Genomic DNA, 24,259 nt, shown 5'->3' with positions numbered 1-24,259 from the left:
TAGTGCAACACCATCCGCATGCCAGAGGAGGTTTTAAGCGATGAGCCACTCAAAACGCCGCGAAGAAGCTGCATGGAAGGGTCGTAAACAAGCTCAACATCCACATGGTAAGGTGAAAGCCCTGGCTGAATTCGCCAGCGAGTATGAAGCGGAAAACAATAAGTAAGTAATCCCCTCTCCTCCCACACGTTAGAGGGACCAACACAAAGAGCCCGTTCACCTGTTTCCACGGAAACAAGGTCTGCGGGTTCTTTGTGTTTTGGCCATGCTCGTGCCGCTTGAGTTCATGATGGCCGACAACTTGCTGGATTCTGAGAGTTGGGGATAGTGCTCATTGCTTTAAGCTATTGGCACTATCCCTTAAGCTCAGGGCGGTCGACAACTTGTTGGAGTCTGAGACTTGGGGATAGTGCTCATTGATTTGAGCTATTGACACTATCCCTTAAGCTCAGGATGACCGACATTTTTCCCGAGCCTGAGTCGTGGGGATAGTGCTCACTGCTTTGAGCTGTTGACACTATCCCTTAAGCTCAGGATGACCGACATTTTTCCCGAGCCTGAGTCGTGGGGATAGTTCTCACTGCTTTGAGCTATTGACACTATCCCCTAGGCTAAGGTCGGCCGACAGCTTGCTGGATTCTGAGTGAAGGGGATAGTCCGAATAGCGCAGCACAGTCTATGAGTAGACTCTAGCAACCATGCTTTTCACGTATTCGTTTTACGGCGCGGATGTGATGATTTGCATGTCCCGCCATCATTTTGAGCAATTGGGCAACGCTCTCTTCTCGATTGATTGTTTGAATGGTTCGCCTTAGCGCATCTGGAAGATGTTTGCACATGCCAATAATGTGCCCTCTGGCCGCTCGGAATAGTTGTACTTCGTTCACAACCGGTCTCGCTTCATACGCTAGTCCTCGCTGCCAATCATCGGGTTGAAATGAATTGCCTTGGTACATCCGTCCAGGCTCGGCCAGAGCAAATTTCAGTTTGTGCATGGCAACTAGCTCCAAGTCAATCAGATGCAACACATGCTCACGAATCGACCATTTCCCTTGCACTTCTCTTATGCTGAGTTGAGTCTCGGACAAGCCTTCTATCGCCTTCTCCAGCTCGGCCGCTCCCCCTTCGAACATCAGCATAATGTCACTATCGGAGGGAAACAGTTCCTCCCAGTACACCAACGTGTACCCGTCTATGGTAGGCACATGCAGTTCACGAATGTGTCCCTGCTCTTCATGACTCGTCATTGCAGCACGACAGCCGTTGGAGCGTAAATTTATCTCCACCTCAGCCACGGAGGGAACGCCCATGTACACAAGGCCCCCTGATTGAGGGGATGTGTGATTTGGCTGCAACCATCGATTCAAGTAGAACTGTAATTGCTCCTCAGCTTCTCCTACAGCGATCAACACCGCCTCATCCTCTGTTCCGCCAATGTACAGCCATGCGGCACAGCCCTTTTCAGCTAGTTCAATCACTTCCCATCCCAGCTGACTCCTATAATAAGCTAACGAAGCCTCGAAATTTTCCACGCTCAGCAAAATCCTAGCCCTGCCCTGCTTCATATATCACACCCTCCATTTCCGCACAAAAAAATACGCTCCGTCCTAATTTCGACGAAGCGTACGTCCCATGCCTACTTCTTGGCCGCTTGGTAGGCCTCGATATATTGAGCAGCCTTCTTGGCGACAAGGCTGTAGTTGCCTGTTTTGACCGCTTCGCTGGTCAAATCGGAGCCGATGCCGACGGCAACTGCGCCGGCCTGGATCCACTCGCCGAGGTTGCTCAGCGACACCCCGCCGGTTGGCATAATGTTCGCCTGTGGCAGCGGACCTTTAATGGCCTTAATCATCGCCGGGGAGTAGAGATTACCCGGGAAGAGCTTCACGATATCCACGCCAAGCTCTAGCGCGGCTTGGATATCAGCGATCGTCATGCACCCTGGCATGACGGGTACACGATACCGGTTGCATAGCGTAACCGTGTTCGGGTTCAAGGACGGGCCGACTACGAACTCGGCCCCGCTCAAGATCGCGGCACGCGCCGTTTCGGGATCAAGGGCTGTGCCCACCCCGATGATCGCGTACTTGGACGCGTCCTTCGCTGTGCTCGAGTAGCGCTTCGCAAGCTCCTCGATCGCGCGCAGCGCGAAAGGCACGGTCATCGTGACTTCGATGACTTTGATCCCACCGGCGATGGCTTGATCCGCCATTTCGACGACTTCTTCTGGCGTTTCACCGCGCAGTACGGCAACAACACCCTCATTTGTAATTTGCTGAAGTAATTTAATTTTTTTCACAACGATCTTCCCTTCTATGTGCAAGCATGTATGAGTTATTTTATCCTATATATCCGAGTAATTAGCGTTCTATATGTTTAATGTCGTTAAGGACCGCGTCCACTTGCTCCCACGTCGGAGCGCCTTCCCAATCGCCTTCGGTCTGTACGATCATGGAGCCTACTAAATTCCCGATACGAACAGCCTCAGGGTATTCATAAGCCTTTAGCACGCCAACCAAAAAGCCTGCACAAAACCCATCGCCTGCACCCACGGTATCAATCACATGTTCTGCTTTGAAATAAGGCACTGTTGTAATGGTATCAGCCGTCACGACATACGTCACGTCTTCTCCACCTTTGACAATGGAAACCGCCGATAATTCGCGGAGCTTGCTCACGATAACATCCCAGTCCTCTGTTTGGTACAGCAGCTTTAGCTCATCCAAACCTGGCAAGAAAATGTCTGACAGCTTCGCCAGCTCAAGCAGCACAGGACGTGCCTGTTCGATGCTCCACAGCTTGAGGCGCAAATTCGGGTCAAAGCTGACCTTCACGCCGTGTTTACGTGCCAAGCGGACAGCCTCAAAAGCGGCCTCTCTGCATGACTCACTTAGTGCCGGAGTGATACCGGTTATATGCAATATTTTAGCCCCAGCAATATACGCTTCATCCAAATGACTCTTGCTCATCCGACTAGCTGCTGAGTTTTTGCGGTAGTAGTAGACGGACGTTTTGCCCATCATCACTTCACGCATCATGAGCCCTGTTGGCGCCTCAGCAGTCAATTCCGCACGGGAAACATCGACGCCTTCACCACGGATTCTTTTGAAAATCATACGGCCTAGCGGATCCTTGCCCAACCTACCGAACCAGCCAACGCTGCCGCCAAGGCGTGAAATGCCAATCGCTACGTTGCTTTCTGCACCCCCAAACAAGCTGTGTAACTCCGAGGAGTACTCTAAGCCCTTACCGCCTGAAGGCATCAGCAGTGCCATTGTTTCTCCAAACGTTATAATATCTGGTCCTGATCCTGTATTTATCGACATAGAAGCACTCCATCCATTCCGATCACGACATCGCGTGTCCCGTTAATTGAAACGTTTAAATAAATGAGATATTTCATATTATAGTGGATTTGGACGGATTTCACCAGACTTTTACGAAGGGGTGTGTCATTTCCAAATAGAGGAAAAAACCTCTTGCGCGATCATTCCTTTAAGAACGACCATGCAAGAGGTTTGTTTATTTTCATAACCCTGTCGCTTCGGCCACAGCCAGCTCATGCTGAAACTCCTCATGAATGCGTCCATTCGACGCCAATACATTCCGGACACCCAAGTGATAAGGCTTACCTTCCGTATCCGTTACACGACCGCCTGACTCTTGTATGAGCAAGGCACCGGCAGCAATGTCCCACGCATTGAGGCCGATTTCCCAAAAGCCGCTAAGGCGTCCAGCAGCGACATAAGCCAAATGCAGCGCAGCAGAGCCTGCCACACGGATGTTACGAACTTTTGGCGACAGCGCCCCAACACCCTTCAAATTAATTGGTAAAGCCCCATCACGATCAGCAGGGAACCCGGTTGCAATTAAACTACCGAGAAGCGTCTCATCTTCGGAGACCTCTGTCTTTTTACCGTGCATGTACGCGCCCTTCCCTTTCTCGGCAACGAACAGTTCGTCGCGTGATGGGTCGTAAACAACACCTACGATAACTTCACCCTTATGTGCTAGCGCAATCGATACCGAGTAAAATGGGAACCCGTGCACGAAGTTCGTTGTCCCATCGATGGGATCCACGATCCAAAGATACTCCTCGTCGCTCATCTCTTGCAGTGCTTTGGCTGACGCCTCCGGACCTGGCTCCACGCCTTCCTCTCCAAGGATGGAATGGTCAGGGAAATGCGTCATAATCAGATTGCGTATCAGCTTTTCTGAACCTTTATCAACCTCTGTCACGAGGTCTTGCGTGGAGTACTTCGTCCCCACATGATTAATGTCTCCGAGCTTGGTCTTGATCCATTGCCCTGCTTTCGCTGCCGTATTAATGGCTACAGCTGTAAAACTTTTGCTCCCTACAACGAAGGTTTCCGTCTCACCATGTACCATATATATCAACTCTTTCTTTTCATTAATTTAGATAATACGTTAAGTATAGTAAATTATACGTTTCTAATACTAGTGCGTTTCATCCTAAATTATTCGTACATTTTCACATTGGCGCCAAAATAAACGGCTACACCGTCCTATTGGACGGAGCGTTTATCTAGAAATATAGCCAACTTATCGTGTGTAACATATAAATCCTCATATTTGGAAATATGCGAAAAAAAACCGTAACAGCACCAAGGCCGTACGGATTTCTTTCTTCTTTGATCTATGAAAATAAGACCTTTTCACTTAAATACCAACGATGTGGTACCCGCCGTCTACATAAATAACTTCGCCCGTGATACCGCGGGACAGGTTACTCATCAAGAACATCGCTGTGTCGCCAACTTCTGCTGTATCCGTTGTTTTACGGAGTGGAGCCTTCTCTTCGACTTGACGCAGGATGGAGTTGAAATCCTTGATCCCTTTGGCCGCTAAGGTACGAATTGGACCTGCGGAAATGCCGTTTACGCGAATGCCATATTGGCCAAGATCTGCTGCCAAGTAGCGAACGCTGGCTTCAAGCGCAGCTTTGGCAACGCCCATGACATTGTAGTTCTTCATAGCGCGTTCTGCGCCCAGATATGTCATTGTCATGATGCTTCCGCCTTCTGTCATAAGCGGATAAATGCGCTTGGATACTGCGACTAGAGAGTATGCGCTGATGTCATGCGCAAGCGCGAAGCCATCACGTGATGTATCAACGAACAGCCCGTCCAGCTCTTCTGTTTTAGCAAAAGCAATACTATGTACAAGACCGTGCACCACACCGAATTTCTCTTTAAGTGCGGATGCCAGCGTATCAATCTCCGCATCTACAGTTACGTTACAAGGCATCAAAGTTGAGCCTGGAATCGTGTCAGCCAGCTTGCGTACGCGTTCCTCTACGCGCTCATTTTCGAACGTGAACACCAAGTTTGCGCCTTGTGCGGCTAAAGATTGTGCAATGGCCCAAGCGATACTACGGTCATTGGCAACACCCATTACAAGTATATTTTTTCCGTTTAACAATTGACTCATGGTTAGTAGAAGCCCCTCTCACAATGGCATGGTTAGTCGTTCATTCCCACTCTCCAAACTACCCCATTTTGTCCAACATTTCAAGCAAAATATGGGATTAGAGCTGTATGGACGCTTGATCGAGGGCAGTTACGCCTTCTTGCTCCTTAAGGTCCTCCATAAGCTTAAATAGTGCACCATCCTTCATCTTCGCTTCGATCATAATATCCAGCTTCGGTGTGATTGGGGCTATCGCCTTGAGAAACGCAAATAAGGGCCCCACCTCGACATAGTCGGCGTGACTTCTTGGTTCCGTTTCGCTTTTGGGGCTGGAAACGTGAATCTTCGGGGGCAGCGAGGCTGATGCCTCATCCAAATGCAAGCGAGCGCGTGTTAGCCACGTCTCCTGAATACGAGGCCATAGCTCCGTAGCGTCCTCCCCATTGTTATTGACGGCATGGTGATGAACGTCAAGCACCATCGGGACATCGACTTCCTCAGCAATCTCAAGCGTTTCTAAAGCGTTGAAGGTTTTGTCGTCATTTTCGAGTGTGATCCGTTGCTGGATCGGGAGGCGCAGCGCTTTGAAGTTCTGTATAAATCGTTCCGCGGACTTTATTTTATCTCCGTAGGAGCCGCCGACATGGATGTTGCACATAGCCTCCATCCCGAGGCCCATGGCGTTCAGCATGGCGGTGTGACGCTCCAAATCTTCGACGGATTTCTGCAGCATATCCTTCCTCGACGTGCTGAGAACGGTGAAGTGATCCGGATGAAAGCTGACGCGCATGCCATTTTGCTTGGCATAGCTGCCAAGCTCCTCAAATTCAGCCGATAGCGCAGGAATCGGATCCCACTCGCCCAGCATCTCATGACCAACAAGCGGGATAAATCGCGAGGAGAATCGAAAAACCATGATGTCATGGGCACGATTATGCTTGAGTAGGCGAAGTGTGTTATGTAAGTTCTCAGCGCCAATCCGCTGCAGCTTACGGATGGCTGCCTCGCGATCGAGCAGCTTGCTGAAGTTCGTAGCCGTCATCGTCTTGGACGGGGATGCATTTTTAACCACAGTTGACATGGCCACGTATCCGAGGCGAATGAGCATGGGCAAGGTTCTCCTTTAGGTTTTTTTGGACGATATTAGGAATAGGTTACCCTAGTGGGTAGGTGCACATACAGAGTTCCGATTCCCACTCATGTGTGCGGCAAGCCTGCGTTCACTTATTCGTTTATTCATGTTTAGGATCAAAGTGAGAACACTATGTAGATGTAACAAAGTGTTTAATATTCTATTTCTCAGGAAAGGACAAACATGTTGACCAGTCCGGACATACCGTTTTCCCGCAATTGGCCTCTGCACTTGATGATCTTCGTATTCTCTGTGTATTGGGGATTCATGTCTATCTCACCGACAAACAGGATTCAATGGCTTTTGGAAAACTTACTTCCCATTGGTGTAGTGCTTTTCCTTGCTTTTACGTATAAAAAATTCCGATTCTCCAACTTTTCCTATTTGCTCATGTTTATTTTTCTTTGCTCACATACCTACGGGGCTCATTATACCTATCAAGGTACACCTTTCGACATGTGGCTGAAAGCTTCGTATCATACCAAGAGAAGCTACTACGATCGGGTCGTTCATTTCGCGTTCGGTTTTTTCTGGGCGTATCCCGTCCGTGAATTGTTAACACGGATACGGGCAATTTCACAGCCTCATTTTTGGTCATATGCCATTCCTGTGTCAGTTGTCTTCAGTTTTAGCGCCTTTTTCGAAATCATAGAAATGTGCGCTGCCCTTGTAGCTGGACAAATTGGCGAAGATTATGTCGGTCTGCAGGGGGATGTCTTCGACACTCAAAAAGACATGGGACTTGGATTAGCCGGAGCCGTTATTTCAATGGGGATTCTTGCATGGATCTCGTGGCGGAAAGAAGTGAAAACAAGTCAATAATCTCGAGGTAAATCTTCAACGTTATACTTGTATTTGAGCTTCCTGCATAAAAAAACACCGCCCAATGGACGGTGCTACTCTATTTACCTTAAGCTTGCTCTCCGAAAAACATCTCATAAGCAAGCGAGGTTTGAATGCGAGACTCTTCCTCCGTCAATCGACGGATGAGCTCCATCTCAACCTGTGTGACTTCTTCACCTTGGAAATTGATTTCTGCGATGGAAGCCACGATACGTACGATAGCGATCGCCTGGTTCTCAGGCGTGTACGCGATGACCTTCTGACCCGTTGGGAAAACGCGGAAGCCGCTCTTCACCATTTTGCCGCGGCCATATTCCAGCAGCTCGTAGAGCTCCTGTTCGGACTTAAACTTACAAACTGAATTGAATTCTGTTTGAAAACCCATGGCTCATCTACTCCGCATCGAAAGAATATTGGATATTTTGCTTAGCTGCATGACGCTCAAGCGCCAAGCGAATAAGATCATCTAGCAACTCTTTATAAGGTTTACCTGTTTCTTGCCAGAGCAGCGGATACATACTGAATGGCGTGAAGCCAGGCATCGTATTAATTTCATTGATGTAGATCTTCTGATCGGTTTTACCTAGGAAGAAGTCCACACGCGACAAGCCGCTGCCGTCTACTGCTAAGAACGCACGGGTCGCCAGCTGTCTAACTTCATTCGATATCTCTTCAGAGATTTCTGCCGGGATAATCATCGCTGATTTGCCGTCTAGATACTTAGCTTTGTAATCGTAGAATTCGTTTGAAGATACGATTTCACCCACGACGGAAGCGATGGGCTCATCGTTCCCCAGAACGGCAACCTCGATTTCGCGGGCATCGATATTCTCTTCAATAATAACTTTGCGATCATATTGGAAGGCAAAAGCTACCGCGGCGATAAGCTCCTCTTGATTTCTCGCTTTGGAAATCCCTACGCTTGAGCCTAAGTTAGCCGGCTTTACGAAACATGGGTAGCCGATCACTGTTTCCAGCTCAACGAGATGATATTCACGGTTCTTATCCCACTCCGTGCGTGTAAAATGACGGAAAATGCACTGAGGAAGCCCTTCCTGTGCGAACACCTTTTTCATCATGACTTTATCCATGCCTACTGCAGATGCCAGTACGCCAGCACCCACATAAGGGATATTAGCCATTTCCAAAAGCCCTTGAATCGTACCATCTTCCCCGAAAGTTCCGTGTAAAAGGGGGAACACAACGTCTAAGCCAACGTCTTCAGCTCCATTTACTGTTGAAACAGCCACATCGCCCTTCGTTTGAATAGCGCCAAAAATCGGCGCCAATGCGTTCGAAGCTGGCGCTCCAGCGTCCCCTGTACTGAAGGTCAGCACTTCCTTGGATTGGGCAGGACCTAGAAGAGGCGCGCCACTTCTCCACTCTCCTTTTTTGGATATGTAAAAAGGTGTAATCTCGTATTTCGTGAAATCCACGGCCTTCATAACTGCCAATGCTGTTTGCAAAGACACGTCATGCTCACCGGATTTCCCTCCATAAATTAATCCAATTCGTATTTTGCGGCTCATTACGTACCTCCGTCTAGTATTTACAATTTCTATGCTACTTACATTTCATCAGCAACATGAATAAACACGTACTTCGTCCTTTCCGACCAAGCAGGTGAATCCTTATATGCCCAATAACGATTGCGGCTATTAAAGGTATGCGCATTAACGAGCGGCATCCCATTGGCATCTTTACCTATAACAATCGTGTTGTGCTGGAAGCGGCCATCGCCATCCCAATCGTAACTAATGGTATCTCCTGGTTGAAGCTCCCGTGGATCTCCAACTTCCGTGCCTGTCAAACCATGCATATGGGGACGTGCTAAATAATGATGTAAGCTGTTGGCCACAGCCCAACTATAGCTCCAGAGCTCCTGATGTCCTTTTTTACCAGAATACCACCAGCCTGAATCCCTTTTCCCAGTATAGTCCATTGGAGCCCCGCCTGCAAAGAGGCATTGCGAGACATAATTCGTACAATCTACTTCGAAATACTCATATCTTGGATTCGGTTTTTGCCACCAAGTTTCCGCATATTGGACGGCTTTGGGGCGATTATAAATGATTTTGCGATGAACGGATTCCAGACCACTCGTATTGCGTATACTAGGATTGATATAAGGAAGAGAAGGTGAGCTGCGCTTGGTGTCTATAAACGTTTCATTCTCTGACAAATGGAAGCTGCGCCCCCGGCTGGGATGGGTCTTTTCGCCTTGTAAAAGCTCCGCACTCTGGACCTTCCAGCTTGAAGCTCCATTCTCGATAATTACACGTTCTGACTCTATGCGCTCCTCCTGATGTTCTATGGAACCAATTTGATAGTATAAAAATCGATGCAGCTGTATATCGGCAATAATGCCATATGGCAATTCCTTAACACCTAAAAGACGAAGCTTCGTCTCTCCCCGCAGCAGCTTAGCATCGCGATCTCGGTAATTGTTCAGGAGCCTTCGTACCTTGACATCCTGTTTCCGTACATAAGCGCTGTCCAAGACAAATGCTTCCAAGGGTGCAGACGAGCCTTCAAGCTCAGCCTGATTTTTCGCATGAACGTAATTGTAGAGCGCTGTTTTCCAGGACATCTTGGTATACCTCCTTAGCTTTTATTAAGGTATTTATAGGTTTAGGCAGGACAAGCCCGAATTGCTTTGAATTGATTCAATATATGACATTTTGACGGTAAAAATGATTGAAATTAATCTTTACTCACACGGGGCGAAGCGCTATACTTGAGGTAGAGGGAATTATGAAATCGAGTTTCACTAGATGAAATTTGATGGCATGGTTAGATATTATATTATTTGAGGAGGAACTACCTATGTCCAATAAGGACTCTTTTTCTGTGCGTAAGCAGTTAACTGTCGGCACGAAATCGTTCCAGTATTACAGCCTTCCTGACTTTGAAAGCCAAGGTCATGGTACAATTAACAATCTTCCTGTTTCCATCCGCGTTTTGCTTGAAGCTGCGATTCGTCAATTCGACGGTCGCGCAATTACAAGTGAGCACGTAAAACAAATCGCTGGTTGGGCTCAAGGCCGCGATGAGAACAAAGAAATTCCTTTCATTCCAGCTCGTATCGTTCTTCAAGATTTCACGGGTGTCCCTGTCGTCGTTGACCTTGCGGCAATGCGTGCGACAATGGCTCGTGAAGGCGGAGATCCTAAACGTATCAACCCGCTTGTTCCTGTAGATCTTGTAATTGACCACTCTGTCATGGTTGATGCTTTCGGATCCCCGGATGCACTCGACATGAACATTAACTTAGAATTCGAAAGAAACGAAGAGCGTTACCGTTTCTTGCGTTGGGCACAAACAGCATTCGATAACTTCCGTGCAGTGCCACCTTCAACAGGTATCGTTCACCAAGTTAACTTGGAGTACTTGGCATCTGTTGCTGCAACGAAAACAATCGACGGCGAAACTGTTGTGTACCCAGATTCCCTGGTAGGTACAGACTCCCATACAACAATGATCAATGGTCTTGGTGTTGTAGGTTGGGGCGTTGGCGGTATCGAAGCAGAAGCTGGTATGCTTGGTCAACCTCTATACTTCGTAGCTCCAGACGTAGTTGGTTTCAAATTGACTGGTCAATTGGCAGAAGGCGCTACAGCGACTGACTTGGCATTGACAGTTACACAAATTTTGCGTAAAAAAGGCGTTGTTGGTAAATTCGTTGAGTTCTTCGGTCCTGGTCTAAGCAACATCTCCTTGGCTGACCGTGCAACGGTTGCAAACATGGCTCCTGAGTACGGCGCAACAATCGGTTTCTTCCCTGTTGATAACGAAACTTTGAACTACTTGAGAGCTACTGGCCGTGAGGAAGATCAAATTGCGCTTGTTGAGGCTTACTACAAAGCACAAGGCATGTTCCGCACAGACAGCACGCCAGATCCAGTGTTCACAGACGTTCTTGAGCTTGATCTTAGCACGGTAGTTCCTAGCTTAGCTGGTCCTAAACGTCCGCAAGATCGCGTTGAGCTTACAAACATGAAAGAATCTTTCAACGCTATCATCCGTACACCGATCGAAAAAGGCGGCTACGGCTTGACTGAAGAGAAAGTGGCTGAAGTTGTTGATGTTGTTTATCCAGGTGGCGAAACCGTCAAAATGGGTACTGGCGCAGTTGTTATCGCGGCTATTACCTCCTGTACAAACACATCCAACCCAAGCGTTATGATCGGTGCTGGACTTGTAGCGAAAAAAGCGGTAGCACTTGGTTTGAAAAAACCAGCGTTCGTAAAAAGCTCTTTGACACCAGGTTCCCTTGTTGTTACTGAGTACTTGATTAAAGCAGGCTTGCTTGAGTCCCTAGAAGCTCTTGGCTTCCACGTTGCGGGTTACGGCTGTGCGACTTGTATCGGTAACTCTGGTCCGCTTCCAGACGAAGTAAGCAAAGCGATTATCGACAACGATATGACTGTTGCTGCAGTTATCTCCGGTAACCGTAACTTTGAAGGCCGCGTACATGCGCAAGTAAAAGCAAACTACCTGGGATCACCTCCGCTCGTTGTTGCTTATGCTCTTGCAGGTACTGTAAACATCGACTTGGCGAAAGATCCAATCGGTTACGACCAAAATGATCAACCTGTCTACTTGAAAGACATCTGGCCTACAAACCAAGAGATTCAAGATGCTCTTAACGTAGCCATGAGCCCTGACATGTTCCGCGACAAATACAGCAATGTATTCCGTGCGAATGAGCGTTTCAACCAAATTCAAATTCCAGAAGGCGATCTGTATGAGTTCGACACGAACTCCACATACATCCAAGAGCCTCCGTTCTTCACAGACCTGGGCACAGTTCTTGATGATATCGCAGATATTCGCAGCGCAAAAACACTAGCACTTATGGGCGATTCCGTAACAACGGATCACATCTCCCCTGCTGGTAACATCAAAGTTGACAGCCCTGGAGGCCAATACTTGATCAACCATGGTGTTAAAAGAGAAGACTTCAACTCCTACGGTTCCCGTCGTGGTAACCACGAAGTGATGATGCGCGGTACGTTCGCGAACATTCGTATTCGTAACCAAGTGGCTCCAGGTACAGAAGGCGGCGTTACAACTTACTTGCCAACTGGCGAAGTGGAGTCCATCTACGATGCTTCCATGAAGTACCAAGCTGAAGGCCAAAACCTTGTCGTTATTGCAGGTAAAGAGTACGGAACTGGAAGCTCCCGTGACTGGGCAGCAAAAGGTACATTCTTGCTAGGCGTTAAAGCCGTAATCGCTGAAAGCTTCGAGCGTATTCACCGCAGTAACCTTGTTGGAATGGGTGTTCTTCCACTTCAATTCGTTAACGGCGAAAGCTGGAAAACGCTAGGTATTACGGGTCGTGAAACATTCGACATCACTGGTTTGAGCAACGATGTTCAACCAGGTTCTTCCGTAAAAGTAACAGCAACTCGCGAAGATGGCACAAGCTTCGAATTCACAGCTCTTGTGCGTTTGGATAGCTTGGTAGATGTAGACTACTACCGTAATGGTGGTATCCTGCAAACCGTTCTTCGTTCCATTCTTGCTGAGAACAAAAACTAAATTTTAGAACAACTAGCAAAACACACACACAACTAAGATCTTCATACCAGAATAACCCAAAAAAAGCTCGGGATTGCCTTCATGGCAGTCTCGGGCTTTTTACATATTTATGGGAAAATTAGAGCGTGATTTCGGTCATTTTGAACAAAAATGCACCCTGCTTGGCCCTTACTGCCCCAAGGGATTGACTTACATTTCCAAAAACTGCGTGTTGAGATGACCTATCTAGGCACCTATACTGAGAGGAGCGAAAGGGGAGATGAAGATGAGGTTGATTAAAAAACTTATCGTAGTCGCACTTGTAGCTTCCTTTGGTTTAGGGATGAATGCAGGAACGTGGAGCCCGAAGGTATCCGCAGCAGGAGCTACTACTTTAAAACAAGGTACACAAAATGGCGATGTTTGGGACGCTCAATTCCGACTAAAAACATTAGGCTTATATGAGCCTTCTATAGATGGAAAATATGGTCCAATTACAGCCGCGGCGGTTCGTAATTTTCAAACGAATTATGGACTGAGCGTGGATGGGATCGTCGGAGCGAATACGTGGGAATATTTACGTAAATTCACGGTGAATCAAGCCGAGCTCGATATGCTGGCAAAGGTCATTTACAGTGAAGCCCGCGGTGAATCTTATGTAGGTCAAGTCGCAGTTGGAGCTGTCGTTATGAACCGTTTGAAATCAAGCCAGTTCGAGAATACCATTGAAGGCATCGTGTTCGAGGTTGGTGCTTTTACAGCAGTCAGTGATGGCCAATACAAGCTAACGCCAGATAGCGAGGCCTACAAAGCGGCCTTAGAAGCTGTGCGTGGTTGGGATCCAACTGGTGGTGCGCTGTATTATTTCAACCCGAAAACAGCGACAAGCTCATGGATCTGGACACGTCAGCAGACCGTACAGATTGGGAACCACATTTTTGCGAAGTAAACTGTGAAGCTTGAAGAACATGTTATAAGAAGGAAGAAGGAAAACACCTCTAACCGAAGTCGCTAATGCTGCGATCTCGAGTAGAGGTGTTTTTTGTTCACAGGAAGACTGGCTGTTACGCTTGTTCCTCTAACTCTTTCATGTGCGCCATAACCTCGAGATGAACGTTGCGAATAATGCTTTGTGTCCACATATCGAAATAGAGAGATGGCTTCACTTTCAAGTCATACCAGCTCGTGCCGATGAGTGTCGTGGTTCCGTCCCCGTTGTCTTCTAGAATGAATTGTAAATAATAGCCAGAATTCGTGTATGGAAATGATAAGATACCAAAGAAAAAAAGCTAACGCACAACTCATGCGTCAGCTTGTTCTTCATACCACGGATTTAAGTGCACCAACACCTCATCCACATCGCTATGGGCTTCTTTAATTTTATGCTTAATCGTTCGGATGATGTCGTGACCTTCTTGAATCGTCAGTTTGCCCGAAACGCCAAGTCTAGCATCAACTAATATGTAATGGCCATGCTCCCTTGCACGGAGACGATCGACCCGTTTGACCTCTGGTACAGTACGGATCAGCGTGGCATATTGCTCGATATAAGCCGGACTGACACTACGCTCCATCAAAATATCGAAAGATTCGCTCCCCATTTCGTAGGCGAGCTTCAATACGAGGAACGAGACGATAATCCCCGCTACCGGATCTCCATACGCCAAGTAGCTGATGTTGTAGTGATCCCCGATCAACGCTAAACCGATCCCCACAGAAGCCGCTATAGAGGCATACACGTCCGCCAAATGGTCGTAGGCTGTAGCAATCAGCCCTTTACTATTGAGTTTTCGCCCAATTCGCATCGTATAGACATGCAGGATTTGCTTCCAGATCAGCGAAATCACCGCTGCACAAAGAGCAATGACATGCGCCTCGCCCGCCGGCTCGAACAGGGCATGAATAGAGTGATAGCCCATATAGATTGCGGCTCCGCCCAAAATGATGGCAACAATAAAAGCGCCCAGTACCTCGGCCTTTCCGTGCCCATAAGGATGATCCACATCCGCTGGTTTCGAGGAAACGCGCATGGAACTGTAGGCGGTTGCCGTCGCTATAACATCTCCTGCATTATGGATGCCGTCGGCGATCAGTACTTGACTGTTGAACACGAGGCCGACGATGATTTTGATCGCGGTCAGCACGATGTTACTGGCTAGGCTAATCCATATCGCCAGCATCGAGGCTGTTTTCTTCATGACTTGCCCACTCCCCTTCCGACATGTAGTATGGCCTTTTGGAGGCAAAGCATCCGTCTGATTTGGGAGAGTGGGTAGGTTGTGGGAAGTTGCATACGCGTTTAAGAGAGGAGCGAGATAGTTGACGGATGGGTTAATGACGAATGCCGCTAGCGCAGCATCGTCCCCATGCGCCGCGCCGCCTCCATAATCGTCGGCGCCTGCTCTTGCATCAGCTCCAGCGTAAGCCTGTTCGCTGGACCCGAGACCGCGAGGGCGGCGACTAGTCGACCTCCGCGGTCGAGAATCGGCGCGGACACAGCCGCCGCGCCTGGCTCGCGCTCTTCGACGCTCGTGGCGAAGCCCGCACGTCGGGTGTCGTTGAGCTGCTGCAGGTACGCCTGCGTGTCTAGCCCTGTCGGCCAATCGACCGAAGCTAGAAGCCGTTCCAGCAGCCCTTGCTCAGCGAAGGCGACGAGCACCTTGCTCGAGGCGCCGACGTAAAGCGGCATTCGCGCCCCGACAGGGGCAACTCGGCGAATGGCATGGTTGCTCTGCACGGCTTGGATGCGTACACGCACCAGGCCGTCCTGCACGTACAGCGAGATCGTTTCGCCGAGCTGGTCGCGCAGTCGTTCCATTTCAGGCAGCAGAATGATGCCTGGGTCGCCTTCTTTGGACAAGTTAGCCGAGAGCTCCCATAGCCGGTAACCCAGTCTGTACTTATCTGTCGCTTCATCACGCATGATGAAGCCCTTGCCTTCTAGGGAAGCTAGAAGGCGATGCACCGTGCTTTTGTGAAGCTGAACACGAGAAGCAATTTCGGTTAGCGTCAACTCGGACGCCCCCGTAAAACAAAGCATAATATCTAAAGCGCGCTCAACAGCACGCACGGTCAGCTTGCCATCTTCCATTCGATGAACACCACTTTCATGAGCCAAACTGTTTCACTATATGAAACCTTGTTATGTTCAGTATAACGAAACTCCCCGACCCCGTAAAGGTCAAACACCTCTTTTTCCCATTATTACAGATCAGTTACAATAGGCTTACAAATGGCGCATCTCCATTGACTTGAAAGCGCATACAGAATACTATTGAATTAAGGAAAAACTTATCAGAATATTTAAATAATTGTCTCTCCCTTCACGATTCACACCTCTAACTAGCAGCATTTCACATACACAACTTCACGGAGGGAGGCTACATCGATGTCTTCTACAACACTAAATCCTGTAACTGGATCACTTCAACCCACACTTGGTCAGGTGATCACGCAACCTTTCTTACACAGGAAAAAGCTAATCACCACGACACTTTTAGCCTTATTAATTCTAGGCACATCGATCCTTCTCATCTTCCATGCTTACATTGCTTGGACCTTGGCTAGGCCGCATATTGAGCCTCTTCATTCCAATCCGATGAAGGCCGTACATCTTCCTTATACGAACGTATCCTTCCCGAGTCAAAATGGCAAATCGAACTTGGACGGCTGGTTCATCCCAGCTGCTGGGTCGAGTAAGACAGTCATTTTCTCCCACGGTTATGGTGGCAATCGCGAAGAACTATGGGTTCCGTTATACACCTTAGCCCGCGAGCTCCATAAACAGCAATACAATGTGCTCATGTTTGATTATGGCTACGTCAACCCTAACAGTAATCGCCTCATGACGGGCGGTATTCAAGAATCCCAAGAGTTGCTCGGCGCTATCGATTATATCAAAGGGACAAATGGCGGTTCGATCTTTATTTGGGGCTTTTCCATGGGGGCAGGCACTGCTTTGCAAACTGCTCTGCAACAAAACGGGGATATTTCAGGGATGATCCTAGACAGTACATTTCTGCTGAACTCGGACACCCTTTATCAAAATATGAATCAAGTCGTACACGTACCAAGGTACCCTTCTCTGCCGCTTGTCCGCTTATTCTTCCCCTTGCTTAATGGGGTGAGCTTACACGAGGTTCCTTTTACCAAAGTCACCACAACGTCTTACGAGATGCCAATCTTCATGATCCATGGCACCAATGACAACAAAGCTCCCCACGTCTTGGTCGAAGCAATGTTCAAGCAGCAGCACAACAACGCCTCTCAGCTATGGATTTTACCTAATGCACAGCATGAGCTTCTGTACCGTGCTGAGCCTAAAACGTATGTGAGCCGGACGATGAACTTCCTTAACGGTATCGAGCCATCCGCCGCATCCGTGCACGTTAACGCTGGTATTCCCTCCTCCCTATAAAATCGACCTCCTATGAGGTCGGTATTTTTTTGTGGTTTGTCATGCTACAACGACGAAAAAGAGGTAAGCATCGCTTACCCCAGTTTAACTTCTCTGCATGTCATCCTCGTGAGAATCAAGCTAAATTAGATGTAGAAAGGCTTCCACACAACTCAATCCATTTCATAAATCGAGCCTGATTTACTCGCAAACAGCTCCGCATACACCTTCTCCGCATACGCGTCGGTCATGCCAGAGATATAGTCTGCCACGAAGCGCGGCCAGCTCCAATTGCTGTTCCGCCGCTCATAGCTATCGATCCAGTCGGGTGGAATGATCCACTGCCCCTTCTCCTGATCGATGAAGCTGTCCCAGAGCCGCTCGACGATGATCTCGCTGCGCTTTTGCAAGCGCAGGACGCGGAAATCCTTGATCAGCGTGACCCACGCCAGCTTCTTGAGGATTTCCATCGTCCGCAGCAGGTCCATATCCTCTGCCCCGTCTTTGACGAGGGCTACCTTCTTCCAACCGCGTTCCGTATCGTCGATAATGTCGAGGCGACTAGCGAATGAGCTGACCCAGCGAGCTTTCATCTCTCTGCGCGTCCGGGATTCCTCGCGGTTGCACTCAGCAAATATAAGCTCCCACTGCTCCAAATAATTAGACAGCACGCGTCTCACCATTTGCTCAATATCGACTTGCTCCCAGCCGAATTTATGCTGATTCGGGTCATTCAAAATCTCCATCACGAGATGCCGTCTTAAGCGTTGATCCTCGAAGAAGGTGGCGTTCATTTGAATTTTACCTGCGCGAATCCCATCCTCGATATCGTGTGTGGAATACGCAATATCATCGCATAGATCCATCAATTGTGCTTCCAAAGTGGAGCAGCCTACCGGCATCTTCCAGGCGTCACGCAGCTCACGAATGATGTCCCACTCCGCCCTGTATACACCCTTAAGACGCCCCTCTTCTTCGATGAGGAATGGATACTTATTAATGCCGAGAAGCACTGCTGCTGTCAAATCTAGACCGCTCTCGCTGCCTGCTCGTTTTTCCAAAAACATGAGAATTCGAAAGTTTTGCGCATTGCCCTCGTATTTCAAGCCGTGATCCTTCATCAGGATGTGATTAAGCACTTCTTCACCTTTATGTCCAAAAGGCGGATGACCGAAGTCATGCGCAATGGATGCGCACTCGACCACGGTCGGATCAATGATCAGGCCTGGATGCTCTCTTTTGCTCAAAAAGGGATTCGTCCGCTCTAAACGCTTCGCTACCTCTCGCGCAATCTGTGCAACCTCTAAGGAGTGTGTCAACCGCGTCCGATAGTAATCTCCCGAGCCCGCTCCGAACACCTGGGACTTCCCTTGCAGACGCCGAAAAGTCGGTGATTGAATCAACCTTGCATAGTCCCGTTCAAATTCATCCCGTTCTTCACTCCATTTCGAGGAAGCTGCCTCACCAGGCCGATATTTACGTATGTTATTCATATGTTTGCCTCCTCTAGCCCCTCTAGCCCTCTAGCGCTGTAGGGCGCCGATCTCATCCGGATCCTGCTGCTCGAACCATCCTTCTTTCTTCTATCAGCTTATGCGAGAGCATGTACGATAGTCACTCTTTGAACTGTCCGATGTAGGAAGGATTATTAACCAAAATAAACGACTACGCCGTCCTCTTAGAACGAGTGCGTTTATGGAGAAATATAGCCGACTTATTATGTGAAACATATACATTCTTATATTTTAAAAAGGATACTATATTCCTCATTCCTCAACAAGCTTAACCAGCTGCAAACGTGAAAAAAGGGAATGATGCACAAGACCATTGTCTTCATGCACATTCCCTAGCGCTCACATTATTTTAATAATGATAGGAATTCCGAACGAAGTGTTGCATCTTTACGGAAGGAGCCGCGTACAGCGGATGTTACGGTTTGACTGCCGTATTTCTTAACGCCTCTCGCGCACATGCACATATGCTCGCCTTCAACGACAACCATGACGCCATGCGGCTGAAGCACTTCAGCCAAAATGTCAGCAATTTCAGAAGTAATTCGTTCTTGTACCTGAAGCTTTCGTGTAACGACATCGACCAGACGAGCAAATTTGCTGAGACCTGCTACTTTGCCGCTTGGTAAGTAGCCAACATGGACTTTACCAAAGAAAGGTGCCATATGGTGCTCACACTGGCTGTAATACACGATATCTTTGATGATAACCAGCTCTTCATGCTGTTCATCGAAGGTAACTCCTAGTACTTCACGAGGATCCGCTGCGTAGCCTGCGAAAATCTCTTCATACATACGTGTTACACGAGCTGGTGTGTCCAGTAGACCTTCCCGATCTACATCTTCACCAATCAGTCGTAAAATCTCGCGGACATGACTTTCGATCTGCTCGCGATTCTCCGCGACTCTTGCATTCTTATAGTCGATGGATGCCATCTTCTCTACCACTCCACCCTAATTCTTATTTCCGTTTTTGGTTAAAGTTTTGATTTTTCATCATTTGTTGTGCTTTATTCAATTGTTGTTTATTCATGTTGTAGCCCATTTGCTTCGCCATTTTGGCCAGCATTTCAGGATTGTTCTGCATGGATTCCAGCTGTCTCCTCAAATAGAATACACCAATAAAGAATCCGCCAACCAAGCCAACAATCAATGTGAGAATGGGAATTATATAACTCCACATAACCTTTGCCCCCTGCTTGTACATTATTAGAATAGAATGCTTGTTCTATCATATCATTACTGTTCAACGGTTTACAAATCAAAGAACCTGTTCGATGAAAACGGTCGTTTCTTTGGCGAGATCGATCTCTTTGATCTCAAGCACTTTGTCTGTTGCATCCTGCTTCACTATCCGAATAATAGGTCGCGTCGGAAGTCCCCTATGCTGACCCACTACGACGCCGGACTCCCGATTCGTTAGCCGAACGGAAACACCTGTTGGATAGATGGAGACAATTTTCAGAAATTGAATTAACACATCGCGATCCAGCTTCGTTTCCGCCAGCGCCATCATGTACTCACACGCCTCATGCGGCAGCTTACGTTGACCAATAGGCCTATCAAACAGCAAATTGTCGTACATGTTGGCGACAGCCGTAATTTTGGCATAGACATGAATATCCTCACTCATTAGCCCACGCGGGACGCCTGCCCCGTTCAACTCTTCATGGTGTTGGAACGCTACATGCGCAATTAGCAGGCTGAACTCACGCTTACTCTTCAACAGCTCAAACCCGCGCCATGTGTGATGTCTGCGCATATCGCCAGAATCATCGTCCGTTAACAGCTCTACTTTCCCTATATCGTGCAGGAGTGCCCCTATGGCCAGTTCTTTCAATTGGGTCGGATTCATCCCCATATTCATCCCGATCAGCACGGACATCATACACACGTTCATCGCATGGATATACATCTGATTATCCTGCGTCCGAATATCATTCAGTTGGACAAGAACATCGCGATTTTTCATAATCTCATCGAGCAACGTATTGATCGTCATGCTGACGTTTCGTGTATTAAACTCTTTCCCCGACTGAATGGCTGCGAACGTCTGGCCCATTTGAGTCATGACGAGTCGCTTTGTTTCATCCGAAAGGATTTCCGGGATTTCCACATCCTGCAGGTTCGGATCTTTAATATAAATCATCGTCACGCCGATTCGGTTAAGGGTATTAATCATAAATACGGTAAGCTGCACATTCTCCGAAAGCAAAATAGCCCCATTACTGGCGTATATCGTACGTCCCAGATATTGACCAGGCTCCACAGAATCCAAATGCACGTATTTCATAGGATTCACTCCACATGTTGTAGTTGTTGAACGTTCTACGTTAGCATTGTTCGTTGTTCCAATTCCAATAAATGCACTTTGGTCGGAAGTCCTCCGCCATATCCCACAAGATCGCCGCTTGCTCCAATGATGCGATGACACGGGACGATGACTGGGATAGGGTTTTGATTATTCGCGCCCCCTACCGCTCTCACGGCTTTCGGAGAGCCAATCGCTTCTGCAATGTGCTTATAGGACGCTGTCTCGCCATAAGGGATCGTTTGGAGGGCTAGCCAGACACGCTTCTGAAAATCTGTACCTTGCAGATCCATGACCCCTTCGAAGTTCTCTCGTTCACCTTTAAAATATTGCGTTAATTGCTCAGCGATAGGTTCAAGCTGCTCTGATTTCTTGCTCATCTCATACTCACCGTACCAACGACGAGCCCACTGCTCACGTTGCTCTCGGTTCTTCTCAAACGTACCGAACTCTACTCTGCACAGTCCTTTTGGGGATGCCACAAGAACAAGGGGCCCGATAGGTGAGTCAATCTCTGTATAAGTAAGCAGGACTGCCTCCTGAGGTTGTTTCATCTTAATCCTCCTGTGTGACCGCTGAGTTAGCCTGCAATGCTAGTGCCTTCTGGATATCTGCCTGCACCTGCGGCTCTTGCTCTGCAGAAGCAGCTTTGTCTAACGCCGCAAAAGCTTCCTCGCCGCCTATTCGACCTAGTGCCCACGCTGCGGTAGCCCGGATCTCCGGGCGAGGATCGCTCAGCAGCAGGTCTCGAAGAACCGGCACTGCTGTGCGGTCCTTGAAATTGCCGAGTGCGATAATCGCATTGCGCTGGATCGGCTTTTTGCCTCGCCAGGATGCCGCGATGCGCCCGTACTGCTCTTTGAAATCCTTGTTCGACATCGTGAGCAAGGGAATAAGCAATGGCTTGACCTTCTCGGGGTCAGGCGTAAGCTCGGGATGATGCGTCCAGTTCATCCCCTTGTTCTTCGGGCAGACGACTTGGCATGTATCACAGCCGTAGAGTCGGTTGCCGATTTTGCGTTTATACTCGTCATCCACATACCCTTTGGTCTGTGTGATAAAAGAGATGCAGCTGCTCGAATTGAGCTGCCCTGGGCCGACTAGCGCCCCTGTCGGACAGGCATCGATGCATATCGTGCAGTCTCCGCATTGGTCCATGATAGATATATCGGAAACGAATGGGATGTTCGTGATCATTTCGCCCAAATACACCCACGACCCCCATTCGGGGGTGATGACGGCGCAGTTTTTGCCGCTCCAGCCGATACCGGCACGTTCGGCGACGGCTCGGTCGACCAAGGCACCGGTGTCAACCATGCTCTGCAGCCTCGCCCCAGGCACGCGCTGGGAGATAAACGCCTCCAGCTTCGCGAGCCGATCGCGAAGCACGTCGTGGTAGTCGCTCCCCCACGAGGAGCGAGAGATCATGCCCCGATACGCCCCAGGCTCCGATCGGGGCGGGTTCGGCAGCTTCGAAGGGTACGCGACTGCGATCGAAATGATCGACCGCGGCGCTTCGAAGCTCAGCTCGGGGTGCACCCGCTTCTCGATATCCGGCTCCTCGAAGCCGGATTCGAAGCCCTTCTCCCTATGGCGGAGAAGGATGTCTTTCAATTCGTGGAACGGCTCCGCGGAGGTGAAGCCGATCTTATCAATACCGAGAGAAGGCGCGGCTTCTACGATTTCTTGCTGCAGCTTGCGCCAATCTGTACTTGCTTCATCAATGCTTGAATCGCCAGAAACCGCCATCCCGCTCACCTCACTCTCTTCTATCTTCTGTCTTGGACTTACAGCTTGCCGGCCATGTCTAATGGCCACAGTACGAACTCAGCCCGCCCTTGGACGAGACTGGTAGGTATAACCCCGAACATGCGGCTGTCTGCACTCGCCGCTCGATGCCGATTATCGCCCATCACGAAAATTTGTCCTTGTCCGACCGCTGTCGGTCCGAAGTCCCCATCCTCGATGGGCACATCTGCATACGGCTCCGTAACCTTATCGCCGTTCACATATAGAGCCCCAGCACGGCTCTGCACTTCATCGCCCGCGATGGCGATGACCCTTTTGACCAATAAGGGGTGCTGGGGTAAGGCAAGCTTCTCAGGCTCCTTGAGAATGACAATTTCGCCACGCCCCGGTGCTTTCAGATACGTAGTGGCTTTGTTCACGAACAGCCACTCACCCTCCTGGAGTGTCGGGTCCATCGAGTGACCGCGAACGGTCGAGAGGTTGAAACCGAATTGGTGAACAATAATAACGACAAGAAGAGCTACGAGAATGGATTTTGTCCAATCCCATAGCTCATGCGTGAAGCTTTTCGAATCATGTGTATGTCTCGGCGCAGAAATCATCTTTTTTGAATCTTCTCGCCCTGCTAGGAAGCTCACTTAAACGCCCCCATTCTTATACTTTTCCCATTGCTCGTAATAATAAATAACCATATCATCCTGGAAAGGAGGCTTGTCCTCATTAACTAATGCCAACAACGCTGCAAGCCCTTCTTTCACCTTCGTTTCGACAAGCGCTGAATAGTGGTACCCTAGTTTATGACGCTCGTATTCATCTTGATCCACAATATGTACAGTACGATCCGGCAACCGAATGACATCCAAATCATAATCAATATACGTTAAAACGTGCTGATTGACATACATAGGTGAGGCTACATTACAGTAATAACGCACCCCTGATTCCTCCATCAGAGCAACAATATTAAACCACATTTTCGGAATGAAAAAAGAAACCCCTGGAATACGGCTGACCCACTCCTTGCCATCCGCTTCTTGAATCTTGGTCTGACTATTGATGAACACCATCATTCCCTGCTTTTGATGCTCCTCATTGAGCATATGACTAGGAACCCGCCAATTGGTCAACCACATGCGATGTAGATGCCCGTCGTGTTTGAAGCTTTTTATCACATACGGCGTGAAATTATCCATGTTCAAAGCTCCTCTGTTAATTGCTGCCGAATCGTTACCTTATTATATAGAAAAGCATATCTGACCCCCAAATGCAATGGCGGCACAGATATGCTTCCTATAAGCCAAACCTATTTATTTCCAAATATGAGAAAACCTCTATCGATGCTATTCAATGATGTGCGACCGC

At 48.5% G+C, this 24,259-nt stretch carries 24 protein-coding genes; 5 read left to right on the top strand and 19 right to left on the bottom strand.

The window, feature by feature from the left end; translation table 11 throughout:
- Positions 1 to 40 precede the first annotated feature (40 nt).
- On the top strand, positions 41 to 166 hold the full coding sequence (locus AC58P7_RS25935) for a DUF6254 family protein (RefSeq protein WP_497348128.1): 126 nt from the start codon (positions 41 to 43) through the stop codon (positions 164 to 166).
- Between the two features lie 523 nt (positions 167 to 689).
- Here AC58P7_RS25935 and AC58P7_RS25930 read toward each other — a convergent pair.
- From AC58P7_RS25930 to uvsE, 6 genes are all read right to left on the bottom strand, one after another.
- Positions 690 to 1,565, bottom strand: coding sequence for a DinB family protein (locus AC58P7_RS25930; RefSeq protein ID WP_497348126.1), 876 nt, complete (start codon positions 1,563 to 1,565; stop codon positions 690 to 692).
- 71 nt (positions 1,566 to 1,636) lie between these two features.
- Positions 1,637 to 2,299: a bifunctional 2-keto-4-hydroxyglutarate aldolase/2-keto-3-deoxy-6-phosphogluconate aldolase gene (locus tag AC58P7_RS25925; protein ID WP_497348124.1), complete on the bottom strand. Its 663-nt coding sequence runs from the start codon at positions 2,297 to 2,299 to the stop codon at positions 1,637 to 1,639.
- A 61-nt stretch (positions 2,300 to 2,360) separates the two neighbouring features.
- Positions 2,361 to 3,326, bottom strand: coding sequence for a sugar kinase (locus AC58P7_RS25920; protein WP_497348122.1), 966 nt, complete (start codon positions 3,324 to 3,326; stop codon positions 2,361 to 2,363).
- Between the two features lie 202 nt (positions 3,327 to 3,528).
- Complete coding sequence (locus tag AC58P7_RS25915; RefSeq protein WP_497348120.1) at positions 3,529 to 4,389, bottom strand: inositol monophosphatase family protein; 861 nt, start codon at positions 4,387 to 4,389, stop codon at positions 3,529 to 3,531.
- Positions 4,390 to 4,680: 291 nt separating this feature from the next.
- Positions 4,681 to 5,451: an enoyl-ACP reductase FabI gene (fabI, locus tag AC58P7_RS25910; RefSeq protein ID WP_497257337.1), complete on the bottom strand. Its 771-nt coding sequence runs from the start codon at positions 5,449 to 5,451 to the stop codon at positions 4,681 to 4,683.
- Positions 5,452 to 5,548: 97 nt separating this feature from the next.
- Complete coding sequence (uvsE, locus tag AC58P7_RS25905) at positions 5,549 to 6,538, bottom strand: UV DNA damage repair endonuclease UvsE (RefSeq protein ID WP_497348118.1); 990 nt, start codon at positions 6,536 to 6,538, stop codon at positions 5,549 to 5,551.
- Between the two features lie 207 nt (positions 6,539 to 6,745).
- Between uvsE and AC58P7_RS25900 the strand changes: the two genes are divergently transcribed.
- Positions 6,746 to 7,384: a DUF2238 domain-containing protein gene (locus AC58P7_RS25900; RefSeq protein ID WP_497348116.1), complete on the top strand. Its 639-nt coding sequence runs from the start codon at positions 6,746 to 6,748 to the stop codon at positions 7,382 to 7,384.
- Between the two features lie 88 nt (positions 7,385 to 7,472).
- Here the strand turns inward: AC58P7_RS25900 and AC58P7_RS25895 are convergent, their stop codons facing one another.
- The 3 genes from AC58P7_RS25895 to AC58P7_RS25885 are packed head-to-tail and all read right to left on the bottom strand — an operon-like array spanning position 7,473 to position 9,995.
- Complete coding sequence (locus tag AC58P7_RS25895) at positions 7,473 to 7,790, bottom strand: hypothetical protein (RefSeq protein ID WP_497348114.1); 318 nt, start codon at positions 7,788 to 7,790, stop codon at positions 7,473 to 7,475.
- A 7-nt stretch (positions 7,791 to 7,797) separates the two neighbouring features.
- Positions 7,798 to 8,934, bottom strand: a complete 1,137-nt coding sequence (locus tag AC58P7_RS25890; protein ID WP_497348112.1) for a D-alanine--D-alanine ligase — start codon at positions 8,932 to 8,934, stop codon at positions 7,798 to 7,800.
- Positions 8,935 to 8,972: 38 nt separating this feature from the next.
- A complete protein-coding gene (locus AC58P7_RS25885; protein ID WP_497348110.1) occupies positions 8,973 to 9,995 on the bottom strand; it encodes an amidase domain-containing protein in 1,023 nt (340 codons plus the stop codon).
- A gap of 236 nt (positions 9,996 to 10,231) precedes the next feature.
- Between AC58P7_RS25885 and acnA the strand changes: the two genes are divergently transcribed.
- Positions 10,232 to 12,952 (top strand): aconitate hydratase AcnA, encoded by a 2,721-nt coding sequence (gene acnA, locus AC58P7_RS25880; protein WP_497348108.1) that lies wholly within the window; start codon positions 10,232 to 10,234, stop codon positions 12,950 to 12,952.
- 265 nt (positions 12,953 to 13,217) lie between these two features.
- Positions 13,218 to 13,880 carry a spore cortex-lytic enzyme gene (sleB, locus tag AC58P7_RS25875; RefSeq protein ID WP_497348106.1) on the top strand — a complete coding sequence of 221 codons (663 nt, stop codon included), beginning with the start codon at positions 13,218 to 13,220 and terminating at the stop codon, positions 13,878 to 13,880.
- Positions 13,881 to 14,232: 352 nt separating this feature from the next.
- Here sleB and AC58P7_RS25870 read toward each other — a convergent pair whose 3' ends face one another.
- Both AC58P7_RS25870 and AC58P7_RS25865 read right to left on the bottom strand, forming a co-directional pair.
- Positions 14,233 to 15,129: a cation diffusion facilitator family transporter gene (locus tag AC58P7_RS25870; protein ID WP_497348104.1), complete on the bottom strand. Its 897-nt coding sequence runs from the start codon at positions 15,127 to 15,129 to the stop codon at positions 14,233 to 14,235.
- A gap of 149 nt (positions 15,130 to 15,278) precedes the next feature.
- Positions 15,279 to 16,022, bottom strand: coding sequence for an IclR family transcriptional regulator (locus tag AC58P7_RS25865; protein ID WP_497348102.1), 744 nt, complete (start codon positions 16,020 to 16,022; stop codon positions 15,279 to 15,281).
- A gap of 297 nt (positions 16,023 to 16,319) precedes the next feature.
- Here AC58P7_RS25865 and AC58P7_RS25860 point away from each other — a divergent pair, with 297 nt between their 5' ends.
- Positions 16,320 to 17,348, top strand: coding sequence for an alpha/beta hydrolase (locus AC58P7_RS25860; protein WP_497348100.1), 1,029 nt, complete (start codon positions 16,320 to 16,322; stop codon positions 17,346 to 17,348).
- 152 nt (positions 17,349 to 17,500) lie between these two features.
- Here AC58P7_RS25860 and AC58P7_RS25855 read toward each other — a convergent pair whose 3' ends face one another.
- From AC58P7_RS25855 to AC58P7_RS25820, 8 genes are all read right to left on the bottom strand, one after another.
- A complete protein-coding gene (locus tag AC58P7_RS25855) occupies positions 17,501 to 18,820 on the bottom strand; it encodes a deoxyguanosinetriphosphate triphosphohydrolase family protein (protein ID WP_497348099.1) in 1,320 nt (439 codons plus the stop codon).
- 365 nt (positions 18,821 to 19,185) lie between these two features.
- Positions 19,186 to 19,773 carry a GTP cyclohydrolase I FolE gene (gene folE / locus AC58P7_RS25850; RefSeq protein ID WP_497348097.1) on the bottom strand — a complete coding sequence of 196 codons (588 nt, stop codon included), beginning with the start codon at positions 19,771 to 19,773 and terminating at the stop codon, positions 19,186 to 19,188.
- 25 nt (positions 19,774 to 19,798) lie between these two features.
- Positions 19,799 to 20,020 (bottom strand): YneF family protein, encoded by a 222-nt coding sequence (locus AC58P7_RS25845; protein WP_497348095.1) that lies wholly within the window; start codon positions 20,018 to 20,020, stop codon positions 19,799 to 19,801.
- A 78-nt stretch (positions 20,021 to 20,098) separates the two neighbouring features.
- Positions 20,099 to 21,130: an HD-GYP domain-containing protein gene (locus AC58P7_RS25840; RefSeq protein WP_497348093.1), complete on the bottom strand. Its 1,032-nt coding sequence runs from the start codon at positions 21,128 to 21,130 to the stop codon at positions 20,099 to 20,101.
- A gap of 35 nt (positions 21,131 to 21,165) precedes the next feature.
- Positions 21,166 to 21,702: a methylated-DNA--[protein]-cysteine S-methyltransferase gene (locus AC58P7_RS25835; RefSeq protein WP_497348091.1), complete on the bottom strand. Its 537-nt coding sequence runs from the start codon at positions 21,700 to 21,702 to the stop codon at positions 21,166 to 21,168.
- A gap of 1 nt (position 21,703) precedes the next feature.
- Positions 21,704 to 22,897 carry a tRNA epoxyqueuosine(34) reductase QueG gene (gene queG / locus AC58P7_RS25830; RefSeq protein ID WP_497348089.1) on the bottom strand — a complete coding sequence of 398 codons (1,194 nt, stop codon included), beginning with the start codon at positions 22,895 to 22,897 and terminating at the stop codon, positions 21,704 to 21,706.
- Between the two features lie 38 nt (positions 22,898 to 22,935).
- Positions 22,936 to 23,535 carry a signal peptidase I gene (gene lepB / locus AC58P7_RS25825; protein ID WP_497348087.1) on the bottom strand — a complete coding sequence of 200 codons (600 nt, stop codon included), beginning with the start codon at positions 23,533 to 23,535 and terminating at the stop codon, positions 22,936 to 22,938.
- The gene (locus tag AC58P7_RS25820) at positions 23,536 to 24,090 is read right to left on the bottom strand and encodes a DUF402 domain-containing protein (RefSeq protein ID WP_497348085.1); all 555 of its coding nucleotides are present in this window, start codon (positions 24,088 to 24,090) and stop codon (positions 23,536 to 23,538) included.
- Between the last annotated feature and the right edge of the window lie 169 nt (positions 24,091 to 24,259).

The sequence above is a fragment of the Paenibacillus sp. J22FR5 genome, from assembly GCF_059691975.1.
Note: the sequence above shows the minus strand (reverse complement) of the source record. Positions and strands in the feature narration are given on the sequence as shown.

Coding starts and splice junctions, on each gene's coding strand:
- AC58P7_RS25935 (WP_497348128.1), top strand. CDS start 41: ATGAGCCACTCAAAACGCCGCGAAGAAGCTGCATGGAAGGGTCGTAAA.
- AC58P7_RS25930 (WP_497348126.1), bottom strand. CDS start 1,565: ATGAAGCAGGGCAGGGCTAGGATTTTGCTGAGCGTGGAAAATTTCGAG.
- AC58P7_RS25920 (WP_497348122.1), bottom strand. CDS start 3,326: ATGTCGATAAATACAGGATCAGGACCAGATATTATAACGTTTGGAGAA.
- AC58P7_RS25915 (WP_497348120.1), bottom strand. CDS start 4,389: ATGGTACATGGTGAGACGGAAACCTTCGTTGTAGGGAGCAAAAGTTTT.
- fabI (WP_497257337.1), bottom strand. CDS start 5,451: ATGAGTCAATTGTTAAACGGAAAAAATATACTTGTAATGGGTGTTGCC.
- uvsE (WP_497348118.1), bottom strand. CDS start 6,538: ATGCTCATTCGCCTCGGATACGTGGCCATGTCAACTGTGGTTAAAAAT.
- AC58P7_RS25900 (WP_497348116.1), top strand. CDS start 6,746: ATGTTGACCAGTCCGGACATACCGTTTTCCCGCAATTGGCCTCTGCAC.
- AC58P7_RS25895 (WP_497348114.1), bottom strand. CDS start 7,790: ATGGGTTTTCAAACAGAATTCAATTCAGTTTGTAAGTTTAAGTCCGAA.
- AC58P7_RS25890 (WP_497348112.1), bottom strand. CDS start 8,934: ATGAGCCGCAAAATACGAATTGGATTAATTTATGGAGGGAAATCCGGT.
- AC58P7_RS25885 (WP_497348110.1), bottom strand. CDS start 9,995: ATGTCCTGGAAAACAGCGCTCTACAATTACGTTCATGCGAAAAATCAG.
- acnA (WP_497348108.1), top strand. CDS start 10,232: ATGTCCAATAAGGACTCTTTTTCTGTGCGTAAGCAGTTAACTGTCGGC.
- sleB (WP_497348106.1), top strand. CDS start 13,218: ATGAGGTTGATTAAAAAACTTATCGTAGTCGCACTTGTAGCTTCCTTT.
- AC58P7_RS25870 (WP_497348104.1), bottom strand. CDS start 15,129: ATGAAGAAAACAGCCTCGATGCTGGCGATATGGATTAGCCTAGCCAGT.
- AC58P7_RS25865 (WP_497348102.1), bottom strand. CDS start 16,022: ATGGAAGATGGCAAGCTGACCGTGCGTGCTGTTGAGCGCGCTTTAGAT.
- AC58P7_RS25860 (WP_497348100.1), top strand. CDS start 16,320: ATGTCTTCTACAACACTAAATCCTGTAACTGGATCACTTCAACCCACA.
- AC58P7_RS25855 (WP_497348099.1), bottom strand. CDS start 18,820: ATGAATAACATACGTAAATATCGGCCTGGTGAGGCAGCTTCCTCGAAA.
- folE (WP_497348097.1), bottom strand. CDS start 19,773: ATGGCATCCATCGACTATAAGAATGCAAGAGTCGCGGAGAATCGCGAG.
- AC58P7_RS25845 (WP_497348095.1), bottom strand. CDS start 20,020: ATGTGGAGTTATATAATTCCCATTCTCACATTGATTGTTGGCTTGGTT.
- AC58P7_RS25840 (WP_497348093.1), bottom strand. CDS start 21,130: ATGAAATACGTGCATTTGGATTCTGTGGAGCCTGGTCAATATCTGGGA.
- AC58P7_RS25835 (WP_497348091.1), bottom strand. CDS start 21,702: ATGAAACAACCTCAGGAGGCAGTCCTGCTTACTTATACAGAGATTGAC.
- queG (WP_497348089.1), bottom strand. CDS start 22,897: ATGGCGGTTTCTGGCGATTCAAGCATTGATGAAGCAAGTACAGATTGG.
- AC58P7_RS25820 (WP_497348085.1), bottom strand. CDS start 24,090: ATGGATAATTTCACGCCGTATGTGATAAAAAGCTTCAAACACGACGGG.